Source organism: Herbidospora sakaeratensis, from assembly GCF_001570525.1.
GTDB classification, from domain to species: Bacteria; Actinomycetota; Actinomycetes; order Streptosporangiales; family Streptosporangiaceae; genus Herbidospora; species Herbidospora sakaeratensis.
On sequence record NZ_BBXC01000015.1, the window covers coordinates 199,193 to 215,288 of the forward strand.

At 69.2% G+C, this 16,096-nt stretch carries 13 protein-coding genes and 1 tRNA gene; 2 read left to right on the forward strand and 12 right to left on the reverse strand.

Translation table 11 applies throughout. The features are described 5' to 3' along the window. Nucleotides 1–23: 23 nt before the first annotated feature. From AW271_RS25165 to AW271_RS25175, 3 genes are all read right to left on the reverse strand, one after another. Nucleotides 24–803 (reverse strand): enoyl-CoA hydratase-related protein, encoded by a 780-nt coding sequence (locus AW271_RS25165; protein WP_062340058.1) that lies wholly within the window; start codon nucleotides 801–803, stop codon nucleotides 24–26. A 13-nt stretch (nucleotides 804–816) separates the two neighbouring features. Further along, entirely contained in the window at nucleotides 817–1,929 is a 1,113-nt protein-coding gene (locus tag AW271_RS25170) for a nitric oxide synthase oxygenase (RefSeq protein WP_062340059.1), read from the reverse strand. Between the two features lie 245 nt (nucleotides 1,930–2,174). Then, nucleotides 2,175–2,247: transfer RNA gene (locus AW271_RS25175), tRNA-Asn, on the reverse strand. Between the two features lie 168 nt (nucleotides 2,248–2,415). On the opposite strand from AW271_RS25175, the gene AW271_RS40120 reads away from it, so the two are divergent. Beyond that, nucleotides 2,416–2,697: a hypothetical protein gene (locus AW271_RS40120; protein WP_061294580.1), complete on the forward strand. Its 282-nt coding sequence runs from the start codon at nucleotides 2,416–2,418 to the stop codon at nucleotides 2,695–2,697. Nucleotides 2,698–2,751: 54 nt separating this feature from the next. On the opposite strand, the gene AW271_RS25185 is transcribed toward AW271_RS40120, so the two are convergent. The 7 genes from AW271_RS25185 to ppdK form a co-directional block, all read right to left on the reverse strand. Then, on the reverse strand, nucleotides 2,752–3,222 hold the full coding sequence (locus AW271_RS25185; protein ID WP_062340060.1) for a hypothetical protein: 471 nt from the start codon (nucleotides 3,220–3,222) through the stop codon (nucleotides 2,752–2,754). A gap of 58 nt (nucleotides 3,223–3,280) precedes the next feature. Continuing rightward, a complete protein-coding gene (rpoD, locus tag AW271_RS25190) occupies nucleotides 3,281–4,387 on the reverse strand; it encodes an RNA polymerase sigma factor RpoD (RefSeq protein WP_231515294.1) in 1,107 nt (368 codons plus the stop codon). Nucleotides 4,388–4,565: 178 nt separating this feature from the next. Continuing rightward, the gene (gene dnaG, locus AW271_RS25195) at nucleotides 4,566–6,419 is read right to left on the reverse strand and encodes a DNA primase (protein ID WP_062340062.1); all 1,854 of its coding nucleotides are present in this window, start codon (nucleotides 6,417–6,419) and stop codon (nucleotides 4,566–4,568) included. A gap of 9 nt (nucleotides 6,420–6,428) precedes the next feature. Then, nucleotides 6,429–7,295 carry a M23 family metallopeptidase gene (locus AW271_RS25200; RefSeq protein ID WP_062340170.1) on the reverse strand — a complete coding sequence of 289 codons (867 nt, stop codon included), beginning with the start codon at nucleotides 7,293–7,295 and terminating at the stop codon, nucleotides 6,429–6,431. A 67-nt stretch (nucleotides 7,296–7,362) separates the two neighbouring features. Continuing rightward, nucleotides 7,363–8,556 (reverse strand): NAD(P)/FAD-dependent oxidoreductase, encoded by a 1,194-nt coding sequence (locus tag AW271_RS25205; RefSeq protein ID WP_062340063.1) that lies wholly within the window; start codon nucleotides 8,554–8,556, stop codon nucleotides 7,363–7,365. 10 nt (nucleotides 8,557–8,566) lie between these two features. After that, nucleotides 8,567–9,799 carry a deoxyguanosinetriphosphate triphosphohydrolase gene (locus tag AW271_RS25210; RefSeq protein ID WP_062340064.1) on the reverse strand — a complete coding sequence of 411 codons (1,233 nt, stop codon included), beginning with the start codon at nucleotides 9,797–9,799 and terminating at the stop codon, nucleotides 8,567–8,569. A gap of 105 nt (nucleotides 9,800–9,904) precedes the next feature. Next, entirely contained in the window at nucleotides 9,905–12,502 is a 2,598-nt protein-coding gene (gene ppdK / locus AW271_RS25215) for a pyruvate, phosphate dikinase (protein ID WP_062340065.1), read from the reverse strand. Between the two features lie 301 nt (nucleotides 12,503–12,803). Between ppdK and AW271_RS25220 the strand changes: the two genes are divergently transcribed. Next, nucleotides 12,804–14,231: an alpha/beta hydrolase gene (locus tag AW271_RS25220; protein WP_062340066.1), complete on the forward strand. Its 1,428-nt coding sequence runs from the start codon at nucleotides 12,804–12,806 to the stop codon at nucleotides 14,229–14,231. On the opposite strand, the gene AW271_RS25225 is transcribed toward AW271_RS25220, so the two are convergent. Continuing rightward, the gene (locus AW271_RS25225; RefSeq protein WP_174553117.1) at nucleotides 14,228–15,610 is read right to left on the reverse strand and encodes a glycine--tRNA ligase; all 1,383 of its coding nucleotides are present in this window, start codon (nucleotides 15,608–15,610) and stop codon (nucleotides 14,228–14,230) included. The two genes, AW271_RS25220 and AW271_RS25225, sit on opposite strands and share 4 nt — an antisense overlap. Before the next feature lie 65 nt (nucleotides 15,611–15,675). Next, nucleotides 15,676–15,957, reverse strand: coding sequence for an antibiotic biosynthesis monooxygenase family protein (locus AW271_RS25230; RefSeq protein ID WP_062340068.1), 282 nt, complete (start codon nucleotides 15,955–15,957; stop codon nucleotides 15,676–15,678). Nucleotides 15,958–16,096 lie beyond the last annotated feature (139 nt).

Genomic DNA, 16,096 nt, shown 5'->3' on the forward strand with positions numbered 1-16,096 from the left:
TGCGCATCACCTCGTCCCGAGCCCTACCCAGTGAAGGGCGGGAACTCCGGCGGGCGTCTCTCCAGGAAGCTGGCCACGCCCTCGGCGAAGTCGGCCCGGCCGAACGACTCGGCCATCAGCCGCTCGGCCGCGGTCCGCGAGGCGTCGAGGCCGAGGTCCCAGTCGCCCCAGACCTGCCGCTTGATCACCGCCATCGAGGCGGGCGAGCTGTGCCGGGCGAGCTCGCGGGCGTAGGCGCCGACCTCGTCGAGAAGGCTCTCCCGGGGCGTCGCGCGCAGCGCCAGCCCCAGGCCGGCCGCCTCCTCCCCCGTGAAGGTGCGGCCGGACAGCAGCAGGTCGAGGGCGCGGGCCTGGCCGACGAGCTTCGGCAGCACCCACGCGAGGCCGTATTCGGCGATCAGGCCCCGCCGGGAGAAGGCGGTCGTCCACTTCGCCTCGGCGGCCGTGAAGACGAGATCGCAGACGAGGGCGTGCACCATGCCCAGCCCGGCGCAGGCCCCGTTGACGGCCGCGATGACCGGCTTCCCGATCGTCGTGGGCAGGGTGTGCGGCCGGGGGTCGACGGCGCGGTCGAGCGTGCCCTCCTGGAGGGCGGTCAGCGTCTGGAAGTCGGCCCCGGCGCAGAAACCCCGCCCGGCCCCGGTCACCACGATCACCCGCACCGCCGGATCGTTCTCGGCCTCGGCCAGCAGGTCGAAGTAGCGTGTGCCGAGGGCCTCGGTCCACGCGTTGAGCCGCTCGGGGCGGTTGAAGGTCAGCGTCAGGACGCCGTCGGCGAGGTCGCTCAGCACCAGGTCACTCACGAATATTGTTCTACTACAGCCCCCGGTGGTGGGTGAAGGACGGCCGCAGGGCCACGTCGTCGTAGTAACGGTGGAACACCGGCGTCAGCGCCCCCGACAGCGGCGGGACGATCCACGACCAGTCGGCCGGGCAGACCCGGCCCGAGCGTTCCTCCTTCTCCAGGTGGGTCATGAACCGCTTCGCCTCGGTGTGGTGGTCGGTCATGGTCACCCCGGCCTCGGCGAAGGAGTGCAGCACCGCCACGTTGAGCTCGACGAGCGTGTGGTCGCGCCAGAGCGTGCGGTCGCTGGAGGTGTCCATGCCGAGCCGCCGGGCGATCAGCGGGAGCTGGTCGTAGCGGCCGGCGTCGGCGAGGTTGCGGGCGCCGATCTCGGTCCCCATGTACCACCCGTTGAACGGCGCCGCCGGATAGCAGACGCCGCCGATCTCCAGGCACATGCCGGAGATCGCCGGGACGGCGTGCCAGCGCAGCCCCAGGTCGGCGAACCACGGGTAGTGGGGGTGGCTGATCGGCACCTCCAGGATCGCGTCCGGCGGCAGCTCCCGCATCTCCACGTGGTCCTTCACGTCGATCAGCAGTGGCAGCACGTCGAACCGGCCGCCACGGCCCTCCCAGCCGAGCGCCGCGGCCTCCCGCGTCAGCGCCAGGTGCGACGGGTCGCCGACGACCTCGCCGTCGCGCTCGTAGCCGGCGTACCGGATCAGCTGGTCGTTGCGGATCCGGGCGGCGCGCTGGCCGGGCCGGTCGGGGGCGAACACGGTGATCGTCGGCCGGATGCGGCCGCCGTTGGTCGCCTCGCGCAGATGGGCGACGCACTCGTCGGCGATCGCGTCGGCCGTGTCGACCCCGCGCCGGTCGCGCACACGCAGCGACTGCCAGTAGAGCCGCCCGATACAGCGGCCGCTGTTGCGCCAGGCCACCCGCGCGCCGAACGTCAGTTCGTCGAGCGTGTGCGTGTAGGCGCCGGTCCGCTCGATCTCGGCCGCGACCTCCCGCAGCCGCGCCTCAACGGGGCCGGCCGAGGGCACCTCGGCATGGTGCAGCCGGACGAACTCCTCCGCCTCCCGCCAGTCGACCCCCTCACCGCTTCTTGCCTCGTCGGTTCTCTTCCACCACGTCCGCATCGCGAAATTCCCCTCGCGGATCGCCGATGGCCGTTCCGGGCGGCGACGACGACCCTCGTGCGGTGACCCTCTCCTCACCGCTGGTGCGTAGTTTGGTCCGCGGCGACCACGCACATTTTCTGGGTTTGCACCCTGATTTGTCATCTATATCTGTGCATCGCCGGCCACAGAGCGTCAAGAGCCGGGGAGTGTACGCAGACACGAAGAAGCCCCGGTCTGATCTCTCAGACCGGGGCTTCTGGCAGCTCCCGCGATAGGACTCGAACCTATAACCTGCCGGTTAACAGCCGGCTGCTCTGCCGATTGAGCTACACGGGATCGTGCGGTGCTCCGCTGCCTTGCGGCTTTCCTTGCGGCGCGGAACTAGATTAGCGCACTCGGGGGGTGCTCTGTCACATCCATTGGCGCGCCCTTTGACGGAGCCCGGTTTGGATAGATGCACACCCATTGGGTAGGGGCCGGAGTAGCGAAGCGCGGAGGTGGAAGATGCGGTACAAGGTGATGTTCGCCGCCGGGCTGGGTCTTGGATACGTCCTGGGCACCCGCGCCGGGCGTGAGCGCTACGAGCAGATCGTGCGGGCCACCAAGAGGGTGTCCGACAGCCCCGCCGTCCAGGAGGCGGCCGGACTGGTCGGTGCCCGTGTGTCGAAGATGACCGTGGCGGCCAAGGACAGGGTCCCGTTCCTGCGTAAGCCTGACCCCTGGGACGGGGAGACCACAGCCGGCCCGACAGGGTGGCCAGACCCAGAGGTCAACCGGATCACCTGACGACGAGACGCCGAAGGCCCGCCCCGGCACGACGGGGCGGGCCATCGCGTTCGTTCACACGCCGAGACTGCGGCGCACCTGCTCCAGGGCCTGTTCGGCGGCGGCCAGCACCCCGGGGTCGCTGCCGTCGAGCCCGTCGTCGAACGCCAGTTCCCATTCGATGGTGTCGGTTCCGGCGAGCCGCCGGGCGATGAAGCGGACCCCCGCGTTTGTGGTGAGTTTCACATAGCGGTTGGCGACGATGGAGTTCTGCACCCTTTCGCGGATGGTTTCCGGCAAGAAGCCGGGCTCCTCGATATCCACCCGATAAACGCCGCCCGTAACCGTTGTGATGTTCATCCCGGTTTCGTCCCAGGAGGCCTTGTCGACGGTGTGCCAGGGCACCCGTTCGCCGCCGGGCAGGTGCAGCGCCACGAAGGTCGCGACGGCGTAGCCGCCGGACGGCGTGGCGGCGAAACTGAGCACCCGCTCCCCCGACAGACGGGAGCGGACGTCGGCGGGCAGGCGGTTCCCGAACAGAGGCACGCCTGAAATCTACAGGCCCGCACCCCGGGAGCGGGCGCGGGCCTGATGACACGAACGGTCAGTCGAGGTAGTCGCGGAGCATCTGGGCGCGTGTCGGGTGACGCAGCTTGGCCAGCGTCTTGGACTCGATCTGGCGGATGCGCTCCCGGGTCACCCCGAACTCCCGCCCGACCTCCTCCAGCGTGCGCGGATGCCCGTCGGCCAGGCCGAACCTGAGCTGGATGATGCGCTGCTCCCGCTCCGACAACGTGGCCAGGATGTCGTCGAGCTGGTCCTGCAGCATGATGAACGCGGCGGCCTCGATCGGCACCACGGCGTCGGCGTCCTCGATGAAGTCGCCGAGGTCGGAGTCTTCCTCCCCGATGGGCGACTGGAGGGAGACCGGCTCCTGGGCGATGCGCTGGATCTCGATGACGCGGTCGATCGGCAGGTCCATCTCGGCGGCGATCTCCTCGGGCGCGGGCTCGCGGCCGAGGTCCTGGTGCAACTGACGCTGCACCCGCACCAGTTTGTTGATCGTCTCGACCATGTGGACCGGAATTCGAATCGTGCGCGCCTGATCGGCGATGGCCCTCGTGATCGCCTGCCGAATCCACCAGGTCGCATAAGTCGAGAACTTGTAGCCCTTGGTGTAGTCGAATTTCTCGACCGCGCGAATCAATCCGAGATTGCCCTCTTGAATGAGGTCGAGGAATAACATTCCCCGGCCGACATATCTTTTCGCGATGGAGACGACGAGCCGCAGGTTCGCCTCGATGAGACGCTGCTTGGCGCGCACGCCCTCCCACACGAGATCTTCGAACTCGGGCCGCGCCACCCGGATCGCGGGGCTCTCACAGAGCTTGTCCTCCGCGAAGAGGCCGGCCTCGATGGCCTTGGCGAGTTCCACCTCCTCCTCGGCGGTGAGCAGCGGAACCCGGCCGATCTCCCGCAGGTAGATCCTTACCAGGTCGCTGGTCGGCGCCCTCTTACCGACGTCTTCCTCGTCTGGCTTGGACGTCTCCTCGTCGCCTTGCGGCTCGAGGACCTCCACTCCGTTCTCGGCGAGCATGCGCACGACGCGCTCCAGCGCGTCGGCCTCAAGCCCGGATCGGTCGAGCGCGGCGGCCACGTCGTCAACCGTGACGCTCCCGCGCTCCCTTCCCTTCACGACGAGCTCGGCCACCTGGTCTACCGATGGCGGCCCGCTTGGCAGCACCGATGCACCCACGGAACACAGTCTGCGGTATAACCACAACAAAACGGCAGGCCTATTTTTGTCACCGAAGGTTAGATCCGCGTCATTACCGAATCGATATCAAACCCGTGTTTCGCCTCTGTGAGGGGCGGAAAGGAATTGATATTCACGCCCCGGCCGCGCGTTCTCTCAACACGCGTCGCTGCTGTTCGAGGGCCACCAGTTCGGCGAACATCCGGTTGTAGTCGCCCTGTTCGTCGATCGGGTTGAGCCGCTGCATCCGCGCCTTCAGCGCGTCGAGCTGACGACCCACGGTGACCTCTTGGAGCTTGGCCAGAACCGCCGTGCCGTAGCGCTCCTCGCTGCTCGTCTCGACCTTCACCGGGTCGACCGCGAGACGGGTCAGGAGCTGCCTGAGATCGTCGGAGACGGCCGCGAGGAGGATCTCGACCCACTCGCGCCCGCCCGGCCCGCCGGCGGCCGTGCCGCCGCAGGAGGCGATCAGGGTGAACAGGGCGGCGTGCTCGGGGCGGGTGAAGGCCTCGGCCCCCAGCGTGTCGAACTCAGGGCCGAGCAGCGCTGGCCGCTGGATCGCCAGCTTGAGCGCCTCGACCTCAAGGCGCGCCAATGGGTCGATCGACTCGCTAGCAACGGGAGGATCTCCCTTGGGACGTTTCCGGCTCTGGTCGAGGCGGGCAGCAATCTGGCGAACCCGTTCTTGAACGAGCGGCTCGTTCATGATCCCGAGCCATCGATCCAGATCCTTCGCGTACATGATGCGGAGAGCATCATCCTTGAGAGACGCAACAACCGGCGCGGCCGCATCGAGAGCGGAAACTCTCCCCTCGTTAGTCGTCACGTCGAACTCCGCAATGACGTTCCGGATTGCGTAGGAGAACAGGGGCTCACGGCTGGCCACAAGGTCGCGAACGGCCGCATCGCCTTTTCGAAGTCGCAGGTCGCAAGGATCGAGGCCGTCAGGCTGGACCGCCACAAAGGTATTGGTACCAATCCTCTGGTCACCTTGAAAGGCTCGAAGTGACGCCTTCTGGCCCGCCGAGTCGCCGTCGAAGGTGAAGATGACCTCTCCTCGACCGTTCTCATGGTCGAACAGGATGCGGCGCAGCACCTTGATGTGGTCTTCGCCGAAGGCGGTGCCGCAGGTGGCCACGGCGGTCGGCACCCCCGCCAGGTGGAGGGCCATCACGTCGGTGTAGCCCTCGACCACGACCGCCTGGGAGCGCTTGGAGATCTCGCGTTTGGCCAGGTCGATGCCGTAGAGGACGGAGCTCTTGTGGTAGATCGGGCTCTCGGGGGTGTTCAGGTATTTGGGGCCGTCGTCGGCCTCGATGAGCTTGCGGGCGCCGAACCCGATGACGTCGCCGGTGATGTCGCGGATCGGCCAGATCAGCCGCCCCCGGAACCGGTCGATCGGCCCCCGGCGGCCCTCGCGGGCCAGCCCGCCCTTGATCAGCTCCTGGACGCTGAAACCCCGCCCCATCAGGTGACGCGACAGCGCCTCCCACTCGTTGGGGGCGTACCCCACCCCGAAGTGGTCGGCGTCGGCCCGCTCGAACCCGCGCTCCGACAGGAACCGGCGGGCGACCGCGGCCTCGGGCGAGGTCAGGTTGGAGACGTAGAACTCGGCGGCGGCCCGGTGGGCCTCGATCAGCCGCGACCGCTCCCCCTGCTGCCGGCCCGGCACGTAGCCGCCCTGCTCGTAGCGGAGCTGGATGCCCGCCCGCCCGGCCAGCCGCTCGACCGACTCGGCGAAGGTCAGCGCGTCGATCCGCTGGAGGAAGGAGATGACGTCGCCGCCCTCGGAGCAGCCGAAGCAGTAGTACATCCCCCGCGCGGGGGTCACGTTGAACGAGGGCGACTTCTCGTCGTGGAACGGGCACAGGCCCTTGAGATTGCCGCCCCCGGCGTTGCGGAGCTGGACGTATTCGCCGATCACGTCGGCGATCGGGGAACGCTCCCTGACGAGGGCGATGTCGTCATCGCTGATCCGGCCTGCCACGCCGTGAGTCTAGTCACCCACGCCGGGCACCTCGACGCCCAGCGGCCCCACCTCCACGGGCTGCACGGGCTTGCGGGTCGGCTGCGGCCGCTGCGGCCGCTCGACGCCCTTCACCTCGGGCTTGGCCGAACAGGCGACCGAGCAGGGCGGCAGCGGCCCGGTCTTCTTCCGGACGTCCTTCATCTCCTGCGCCGGGGAGTAGGTGCGGTTGCCGTTGCGCCAGGCGTCGAGGTAGTCCCACGGCTCGACCATGCCGCGCCTGATCCACCACTCGTTGGCGTCGGTCTTCCAGGTCATCGCGAAGTAGAGGTTGCTGGCGGTGTCGCGGGCGTTGCCGGTGTTGCCGACCGTGCCGAGCGGCTGGCCCGCCTTCACCTTCCTGCCCGGCACCACGCCCTCGGCCACGGCGTCGAGGTGGCCGCCCAGGTAGAGCACGCCGTCGTCGCCCAGCAGCGTGACGTAGCGGCCCTCGCGGTCGCCTCCCCGGTCGGTCGAGGGCACCCACCGGTTCTGGACGTTCACCTCGCGGACCGTCCCCGCGACCGGGGCCACGAAGGCGCAGCCCTTCTCGGCCCAGATCGTGGTCTTGGGCAGCACGAGGAGCTTGCGCGCGTAGGAGACCTTGCAGCCCTTGACGGGGAAGGTGTACTCGAACTTCGACAACTTCGGCGGCGGCAGCAGCACCGGCTCGTCGCCGGTGGGCGGCACGGCGGCCGAGATGAACGCGGGCTCGGGGGTCGAACCGGCGTCGTCGAGCGCCGCGCCGGCCTTGGGCGCGGCGGGTGGGTGGGTGCTGACACCCGCGACACCCGCCGGACCGCTGCAGGCGGCGGTCAGAAAGGCCAGCACGAGGAGGGTCGAGGTCCCCGGTCGCATGATCTCCACCCTGGTGACGTTATCTGACGTGACATGACCCAACGGCCGGTTTGGACCGAAGGTGAGGTCATCCTGCCAAAGGCGTCTCGGGGTCGGCCAGTCGCTTCGGGTCGACGGTCTCGCCGTTTCTGATCAGTTTCTGGATGTCGCCGACCACGTCCCACACGTTGACGTTCATGCCCGCGATCACCCGGCCCTCGCGCAGCCAGAACGCGATGAACTCCAGGTCGGACCCGCGGACGACCAGGTCGTCGGCGCCGGCGATGTCGCCGGAGAACTCCATGCCGATCTCGAACTGGTCGGTGTAGAAGTAGGGGACGCGGTCGTAGACGACGTCCTGGCCGAGCATCGCCTTCGCGGCCACCGGGCCCTGGTTGAGGGCGTTGGCCCAGTGCTCGACCCTGATCCGGCGGTTCAGCAGGGGGTTGAACGCCTCGGCGACGTCGCCGGCGGCGAAGACGTCGGGGTCGCTCGACCGGAGGGCGGCGTCCACGAGGATGCCCGTGCCGATCTCCAGGCCGGCGTCGCGGGCCAGTTCGACGTTGGGGGCGGCGCCGATGCCGCCGATCACGTCGTCGGCGGGGATCGCCTCGCCGCTCTCCAGGACCACCTCGCGCACGTGGCCGTCGCCGGTCAGCCGGGCGACCTTCGCGCCGAGGCGCAGGTCGACGCCGTTGCGGCGGTGCACGCCCGCGAAGACCTCGCCCATCTCGGGGCCGAGCGTCCGGTGGAGGGGGGTCGGCTCGGCCTCGATCACGGTGACGTCGCAGCCGGCCTTGCGGGCCGCGGCGGCGGTCTCCAGGCCGATCCAGCCGCCGCCGATCACCACCACGTTGCCGCCGTGGGCGAAGGCGGCCTTGAGCGCCTGGCTGTCGGCGACGGTGCGCAGGTAGTGGACGCCGTCGAGGTCGGCGCCCTCGACGGGCAGCGGGCGCGGGGTCGCGCCGGTGGCGATCAGGAGCTTCTCGTACGCCACCCGCTCGCCCGTCCCGAGCACCACCTCGCGGGCCGGCCGGTCGATCGCGGTGGCCGCCGTGCCGAGCCGCAGGTCGACGTCGTGGTCGCGGTACCAGCCCTCGGGGTGGACGTACACCTTCTCGAGCTCGGAGAAGCCCTGGAGGTAGCCCTTGGACAGCGGCGGGCGTTCGTAGGGGCGTTCGTGCTCGGCGCCGAGGAGCGTGACGCCGCCCTCGTAGCCCTCCTCGCGGAGGGTGGCGGCGGCTTTGGCTCCGGCCAGGCCGGCTCCGATGATGACGAACATGCGTGCTCCTTTACGCGCTCCGGGCGGACAACATCCGGTGCATCGCCGTGGCGGACGCGTCGGTCAGCGACGCGATCTGGTCGATCACCGCCCGCAGCCGTCCGGCGTCGTCCCTGGCGTTCTCGAACGCCGGGCGCAGGGCGGGCTGGAGCGTGTGGGGGGCGCCCAGCATGGTGAGCGAGGTCAGCTCGGCCAGGAGCTCACGCTGCCGGGCCCGGACCGTCTGGTTGTCGGCCTCCCCGATCACGAACCGGACCGTGACGCCCTTGAGCAGGGCGCACTCCAGCCGGGTGACGTGGGGCACGACCAGGTCGGCGTCGTGGCGGCCGGCCTCGTCGAGGACGTAGGCCTCCCGGGTGGCGTCCTGGGCGCGGCGGCAGAAGCGGCCGATCAGCGTGCTGGTGAGCTGCTTCAGCGCGGCCAGGTCGGGGAAACCTCCGTCGAAGCGGCCGGGCCACAGGGGCTCGCCGATCAGGCGGGTGAAGGTCTCCTCCAGCTCGTTGAGGTCGGCGTCGGGCAGGTACCACTCCTGGGTGAGCTTGCAGACCTCCAGGCGCTCGGCCGGGTCGCGCAGCATGCCGGGGGTGACGTAGCCGCTGTGCAGGGCGTCTTCGAGGTCGTGGATCGCGTAGGCGACGTCGTCGGCCCAGTCCATGATCTGGGCCTCGAAGCTCACCGAGCCGGGCGGGGCGCCCTGCCGGACCCACTCGAAGACCGCCATGTCGTCGGGGTAGACACAGAACTTCTCCCCGCACGACCGGTCCCACGGGTACTTGATCGCGGCGTCGAGGGTGGCCCTGGTCAGGTTGAGACCGGCGTTGATCCCGTCCTCGGTGATGACCTTGGCCTCCAGCCGCGACAGCAGCCGGAGGCTCTGGGCGTTGCCCTCGAAGCCGCCCGCGCGTTCGGCGATCTGGTTCAGCGCGAACTCGCCGTTGTGGCCGAACGGCGGGTGGCCCAGGTCGTGGGCGAGACAGGCGGTCTCGACCAGGTCGGGGTCGCGGTTCAGCGCCTTGCCCATCTCGCGGCCGATCTGGGCGCACTCCAGGGAATGGGTCAGGCGGGTGCGCGGGCTGTGCATCATCTGGTCGACCGGCGCCACCACCTGGGTCTTGCTGGCGAGGCGGCGCAGGGCGTCGCTGTGGAGCACCCGGGCGCGGTCGCGTTCGAACGGGCTGCGTTCCGGATTCCCCGGCGGCTCGGGAACCCAGCGTGCCTCGTCGTGCTGGTCATATGGCCTCACGGCTCCCCCTTTCGTCGCGGCGAGGGAGCTAGAAGGTACCCGCAAATATCGACCTTCACGACAAACGCGCTGGAAACATCTGATTGCCTGAGTCGCCGGGGCGTGTTACAGAACCACAGCGCGGGCGGCCTCCAACCGGGCCACCGGGACCCGGAACGGAGAGCACGAGACGTAGTCGAGGCCGATCTCGTGGCAGAACCGCACCGAGGCCGGGTCGCCGCCGTGTTCGCCGCAGATGCCCAGCTTGAGGCCGGGCCGGGCCTTGCGGCCCTCCTCGACGGCGACCCTCATGAGGCGGCCGACGCCGTCGCGGTCGAGCGACTCGAACGGCGAGACGCCGAAGATGCCCTTGTCGAGGTAGGTGCCGAAGAACGCCGCCTCGACGTCGTCGCGGGAGAAGCCCCACGTCATCTGGGTCAGGTCGTTGGTGCCGAAGGAGAAGAACTCGGCCGCCTCGGCGATCTGCCCGGCGGTCAGGGCCGCGCGCGGCACCTCGATCATGGTGCCGATGAGGGCGTCCACCCCGACCTCGGCGAGGATGCGCCGGGCCTCCTCCCGCACGCTCTCCAGCTCCTGTACGGCCCCCACGAGCGGGATCATGATCTCGGGTCTGGCGTCGTCGCCGGCCTTGGCGGCCTCGGCGATGGCCCGCACCTGCATCGCGAACAGGCCGGGCACCACCAGCCCGAGGCGGACCCCGCGCAGGCCGAGCATCGGGTTCTGCTCGTGCAGGCGCTGCACGGCCTCCAGCAGGCGGCGGTCCTTCTTGGTGCCCTTGCCGGTGGCGACCTTGACCGACAGGTCGATGATGTCGGGCAGGAACTCGTGCAGCGGCGGGTCGATCAGCCGGATCGTCACCGGCAGGCCCTTCATGGCCGCGAACAGCCCGGCGAAGTCGGCCTTCTGGAGCGGCTCCAGCGCGTCGAGGGCGGCCTGCCGCTCCTCGGCGGTGTCGGCCAGGATCAGGTCCTCGATCAGCACCCGGCGGTCGCCGAGGAACATGTGCTCGGTCCGGCACAGGCCGATGCCGCTCGCGCCGAACCGGCGGGCCCGCGCGGCGTCGTCGGGGGTGTCGGCGTTGGCCCGCACGTCGAGGCGGCGGCGGTCGTCGGCGTGCCGCATGAGCAGGTCGACGGCCTTGACCAGTTCGTCGCCGGACGGCGTGCCCTCGAAGTACTCCACCACCGGCGAGGCGACCACGGGCACCTCGCCCAGGTAGACGCGGCCGGTGCCGCCGTCGATCGAGATGACCTCGCCCTCCTCGACGACCACGTCGCCGACGGTGAACCGGCCCGCCTTCGCGTCGACCTCGATCTCCTCGGCGCCGCAGACGCAGGTCTTGCCCATGCCCCGGGCGACCACGGCCGCGTGGGAGGTCTTGCCGCCGCGCGAGGTCAGCACGCCCCGGGCGGCGATCATGCCGGCCAGGTCGTCGGGGTTGGTCTCGCGGCGGACCAGGATGACGTGCTCGCCCTGGGCGGCCAGCTCGGCGGCGCGGGCCGAGGAGAACACGGCCTTGCCGACGGCCGCGCCCGGGGAGGCGTTCATGCCCCGGGTCAGCACGGTGTTGCCGTGGTCGGCGGCGAAGCGCGGGAACATCAGCTGGGCCAGCTGGTCGCCGGTGACCCTTCTCAGCGCCTCGTCGAGGTCGATCAGGCCCTCGTCGACGAGCTGGGTGGCGATGCAGAAGGCGGCCCCGGCCGTGCGCTTGCCGACCCGGGTCTGCAACATCCAGAGCTTGCCGCGCTCGATGGTGAACTCGATGTCGCACAGGTCGCGGTAGTGGCCTTCGAGCTTGGCCATGATCTCCATCAGCTCCGCGTAGGAGTGCGGGTCGATCTCCTGGAGGTCCTGCAGCGGGACGGTGTTGCGGATGCCCGCCACGACGTCCTCGCCCTGGGCGTTCTGCAGGTAGTCGCCGTAGACGCCCTGGTGGCCGGTGGCGGGGTCGCGGGTGAAGGCGACGCCGGTGCCCGAGTCCATGCCGAGGTTGCCGAAGACCATCGCGACCACGTTGACGGCCGTGCCGAGGTCGGCCGGGATGCGCTCCTGGCGGCGGTAGAGGATCGCGCGAGGGGCGTTCCAGGAGTCGAAGACGGCCTTGATGGCCAGCTCCATCTGCTCCTTCGGGTCTTCGGGGAAGTCGCGGCCCTTCTCCCGGCGCACGATCTCCTTGTAGGTGCCGACCAGCGCCCGGAAGTCGCCGGCGGTCAGGTCGAGGTCGGTGCGGCCGTCCTTCAGCTCGTCGATGGCCTCCTCGAAGAGGTCGCCGTCGACGTCCATGACCGTCTTGCCGAACATCTGGATCAGCCGCCGGTAGGAGTCCCACGCGAACCGCTCGTCGCCGGCCTGGCGGGCCAGCCCCAGCACCGAGCGGTCGTTCAGGCCGATGTTGAGGACCGTCTCCATCATGCCGGGCATCGAGAACTTGGCGCCCGAGCGCACCGACACCAGCAGCGGGTCGTCGGGGTCGCCGAGCTTCTTGCCCATCGCCGCCTCGAGCTTCTCCAGGTGGGTGCCGATCTCCTCGGCGGGCACCGACCCGTCGTCCATGTACGCCCGGCACGCCTCGGAGGTGATCGTGAAGCCGGGCGGCACCGGCAGCCCGAGGTTGGTCATTTCCGCGAGATTGGCGCCCTTGCCCCCGAGGAGGTCCTTCAGGTCTTTGTTTCCTTCAGTGAAGTCATAGACGAGCTTCGGCACGGCAGTCTCCTCCAGGGGCCCAATTAATCGCGGAACCACCCCGCGAGCGGGACTCTACCGATTAAGCAGAGCATGAAACCTCACGGCTGTCACACATAAGTGTTCCCGCAGGCAGGGAGGGTAGAACCGGTCTAATCCAATTCCCCCGAACGTAAAGAACGGCCGTTTTTTCACAAGACCATGATTGGTCTGAACCAATTCGTCTGCGCGCATTGTTCCGACCCCCCGGCAATTGGTAGAGACCAATGCCCTGTTATCGTGGAAACACCCTCCGACAAGATCCCGTTCCGGAGGGTGACGAATGAGCCGAGCGAAGTTGGTCGTCATCGCCCTGGTGGCGATGACCGGGGTCGGCGGGGGCGGCGGGCCGGTCGAGCCGGCCGGCCTGACGTGGGCGGCGTGCGCCGAGGCGCCGCTGGCGCCCTTCGAGTGCGCGACGCTGACGGTGCCCCTCGACTACGCCGATCCGGGCAAGGGCACCCTCGACCTGGCCGTGGTCCGCGCCAAGGCGACCGGGCCGCGCATCGGGTCGCTGGTGCTCAACTTCGGCGGCCCCGGCGGCTCGGGGGTGACCACCCTGCTCGCCTCGGGCGGCGCGTTCGCCTCCCTCCAGCGCAGCTACGACATCGTGAGCTTCGACCCGCGCGGGGTCGACCGCAGCAGCGGCATCCAGTGCCTGCCGCCCAAGGAGTTCGAGGAGTTCCTGGAGGCCGAGCCGTCGCTCGACGAGGCCACCGAGCGCGACCTGTCGGTCGAGTTCGTGAAGGGCTGCGCGAAGAACGCCGGGCGCATCCTCCCGTACGTCGGCACCGTGAACGCCGCCAAGGACATGGAGATGCTCCGGCAGGCCCTCGGCGACCCGAAGCTCAACTACCTGGGCTTCTCCTACGGCACCCACCTGGGCGCCACCTACGCGACGCTCTACCCGCAGAAGACGGGCCGGATGGTGCTCGACGCGGCCCTCGACCCGACCGTCGGCCTGCTCGACCAGTCGCGGACGCAGGTGCTGGGCTTCCAGAAGGCGTACGAGAACTACCTGGCCGACTGCAAGAAGCAGCCACAGGGATGTCCGTTCGGCGGGAACGCCGAGGTGGTGGGCCTGCTCGACCGGCTCGACAAGCAGCCGCTGATCGTCAACGGCCGGAAGGTGACCGACGACACCGTCAGGGCGGCCATCGGCGAGGCGCTCTACAGCAAGCTGAGCTGGCCCCTGCTGACCGAGGCGCTGACCGCCGCGATCAAGGGCGACGGCGCCGGCGTGCAGGCCCTGGCCGACCAGTACGCCGGGCGTCAGCCCGACGGCACGTACAACACCCTGCTGTCGTCACTGAACGCGGTGCTCTGCGCCGACACCACAGAACGGCCGACCTTCGGGCAGGCCGAGGCGCTGGCCAGGGACCTGTCGAAGGTCTCCCCGATCTTCGGCCCGGACGCCGCCAGCGCCGGCATCTGCAGCGTGTGGCCGACGGCGGGCGAGGACAGCAACAAGCGGGTCAGCTCGCGCGGCACCCAGTATCCGGTGCTGGTCGTCGGAGCAGTCAACGACCCGGCCACGCCGTACGTGTGGGCCCCGAAGCTCACCTCGGAACTCGGCAACGCGGTGCTGCTGACGTTCGAGGGCGAGGGCCACGGGGCCTACGGCCAGACGCTCTGCGTGACCGGGATCGTGGACGCCTATCTGCTCAACGGGACGGTGCCCGCGAAGGGCACCGTCTGTCCGGCGACCTAGTCGTTGAGGTGCTGACGCAGGTAGGACTCGACCTGGTCGAGCGCGATGCGCTGCTGCGCCATCGTGTCGCGCTCGCGGATGGTCACCGCATGGTCGTCGAGGGTGTCGAAGTCGACGGTGACGCAGAACGGGGTGCCGATCTCGTCCTGACGGCGGTAGCGGCGGCCGATCGCGGCGGCGTCGTCGAAGTCGACGTTCCAGCGGCGGCGCAGCTGGGCGGCCAGGTCTTTGGCCTTGGGGGTGAGGTCGGCGTTGCGCGACAGCGGGAGCACCGCGATCTTGACCGGCGCGAGCCGGTGGTCGAGGCGCATGACCGTGCGCTCCTCCATCACGCCCTTGGCGTTGGGGGCCTGGTCGACCGTGTAGGCGTCGAGCAGGAACGTCAGCGTGGCGCGGTCGACGCCGGCCGCCGGCTCGATGACGTAGGGGATGTAACGCTCCCCGCTGTCCTGCTCGAAGAACGACAGGTCGGTGCCGGACGCCTTGCCGTGGCTCGCCAGGTCGAAGTCGGTGCGGTTGGCGATGCCCTCGAGCTCGCCCCACTCGCCGCCGGTGAAGTTGAAGCGGTACTCGATGTCGACGGTCCGCTTCGAGTAGTGGGACAGCTTCTCCTTGGGGTGCTCGTAGAGCCGCAGGTTGTCCTTGGAGATGCCGAGGTCGACGTACCAGCGCAGGCGCTCGTCGATCCAGTACTGGTGCCACTCCTCGTCGGTGCCGGGCTTGACGAAGAACTCCATCTCCATCTGCTCGAACTCGCGGGTGCGGAAGATGAAGTTGCCCGGGGTGATCTCGTTGCGGAACGACTTGCCCTGCTGGCCGATGCCGAACGGGATCTTCTTGCGGGCCGACTGCTGCACGTTGAGGTAGTTGATGAAGATGCCCTGCGCGGTCTCGGGACGCAGGTAGGCCAGGCCCGACTCGTCTTCGACCGGGCCCAGGTAGGTCTTCAGCAGGCCGCTGAACTGCTTGGGCTGGGTGAAGGCGCCCTTGTTGCCGCAGTTGGGGCAGGTGATGTCGGCCAGGCTCGCGGGCGGGTTGCCGTGCTTCTCGGCGTAGGCCTCTTCGAGATGGTCGGCGCGGTAGCGCTTGTGGCAGGCCTGGCACTCGGTCAGCGGGTCGGTGAAGGTCTCGACGTGGCCGCTGGCCTGCCAGACCTCGCGGGCCAGGATGACGCACGAGTCGAGGCCGACGACGTCGTCGCGGCCCTGCACCATGGTCTTCCACCACTCGCGCTTCACGTTGTTCTTGAGCTCGACACCCAGGGGCCCGTAGTCCCAGGACGCCCGCAGACCGCCGTAGATCTCGCTGGACGGGTAGACGAGCCCGCGGCGTTTGGCGAGACTGACGATGGTGTCCATGACGTCGGCGCGACGTGCCATGAGTAGTGCTCCATCCGGCTGGGTGTCGGCGATGGGAAAACGGGAATGGCGCAAGCTTAGTGGCCTCAGCCCTTCGGGTAGACCTGCTCGAACGCGCCGGGCTCGTTGATCATCAAGGTCATCAGCGGATACATCGTCATGCGGGCCGCCGACAGGGCACGGCGGTAGAACCCGGCGCCCTCCCACTCGCTGACCAGCGCCCACAGGTTGGGCTCGTCGACCGAGCGGCCGACCTGGCCGCGCAGGAAGCCGCCCTGCGCCGAGAAGAGGTCGATCACCTCACGGGCGTGCAGTTCGAACTCCTCGGCCCTGGCTTCGGGCACCGAATAGCGGATCACGGCCAGCATGAGCCCAGCATGCCATCAGCGGGGGGTCTTCCACCTGTGAATGAACGGCGGTCGAAGCGGGTGACGAGTGATCGTCTCCCTCCCTGGTTAGGGGGTTCTTCTGTGCTCTGACCTGCGAGTATGCCCCGTATTGGCGACA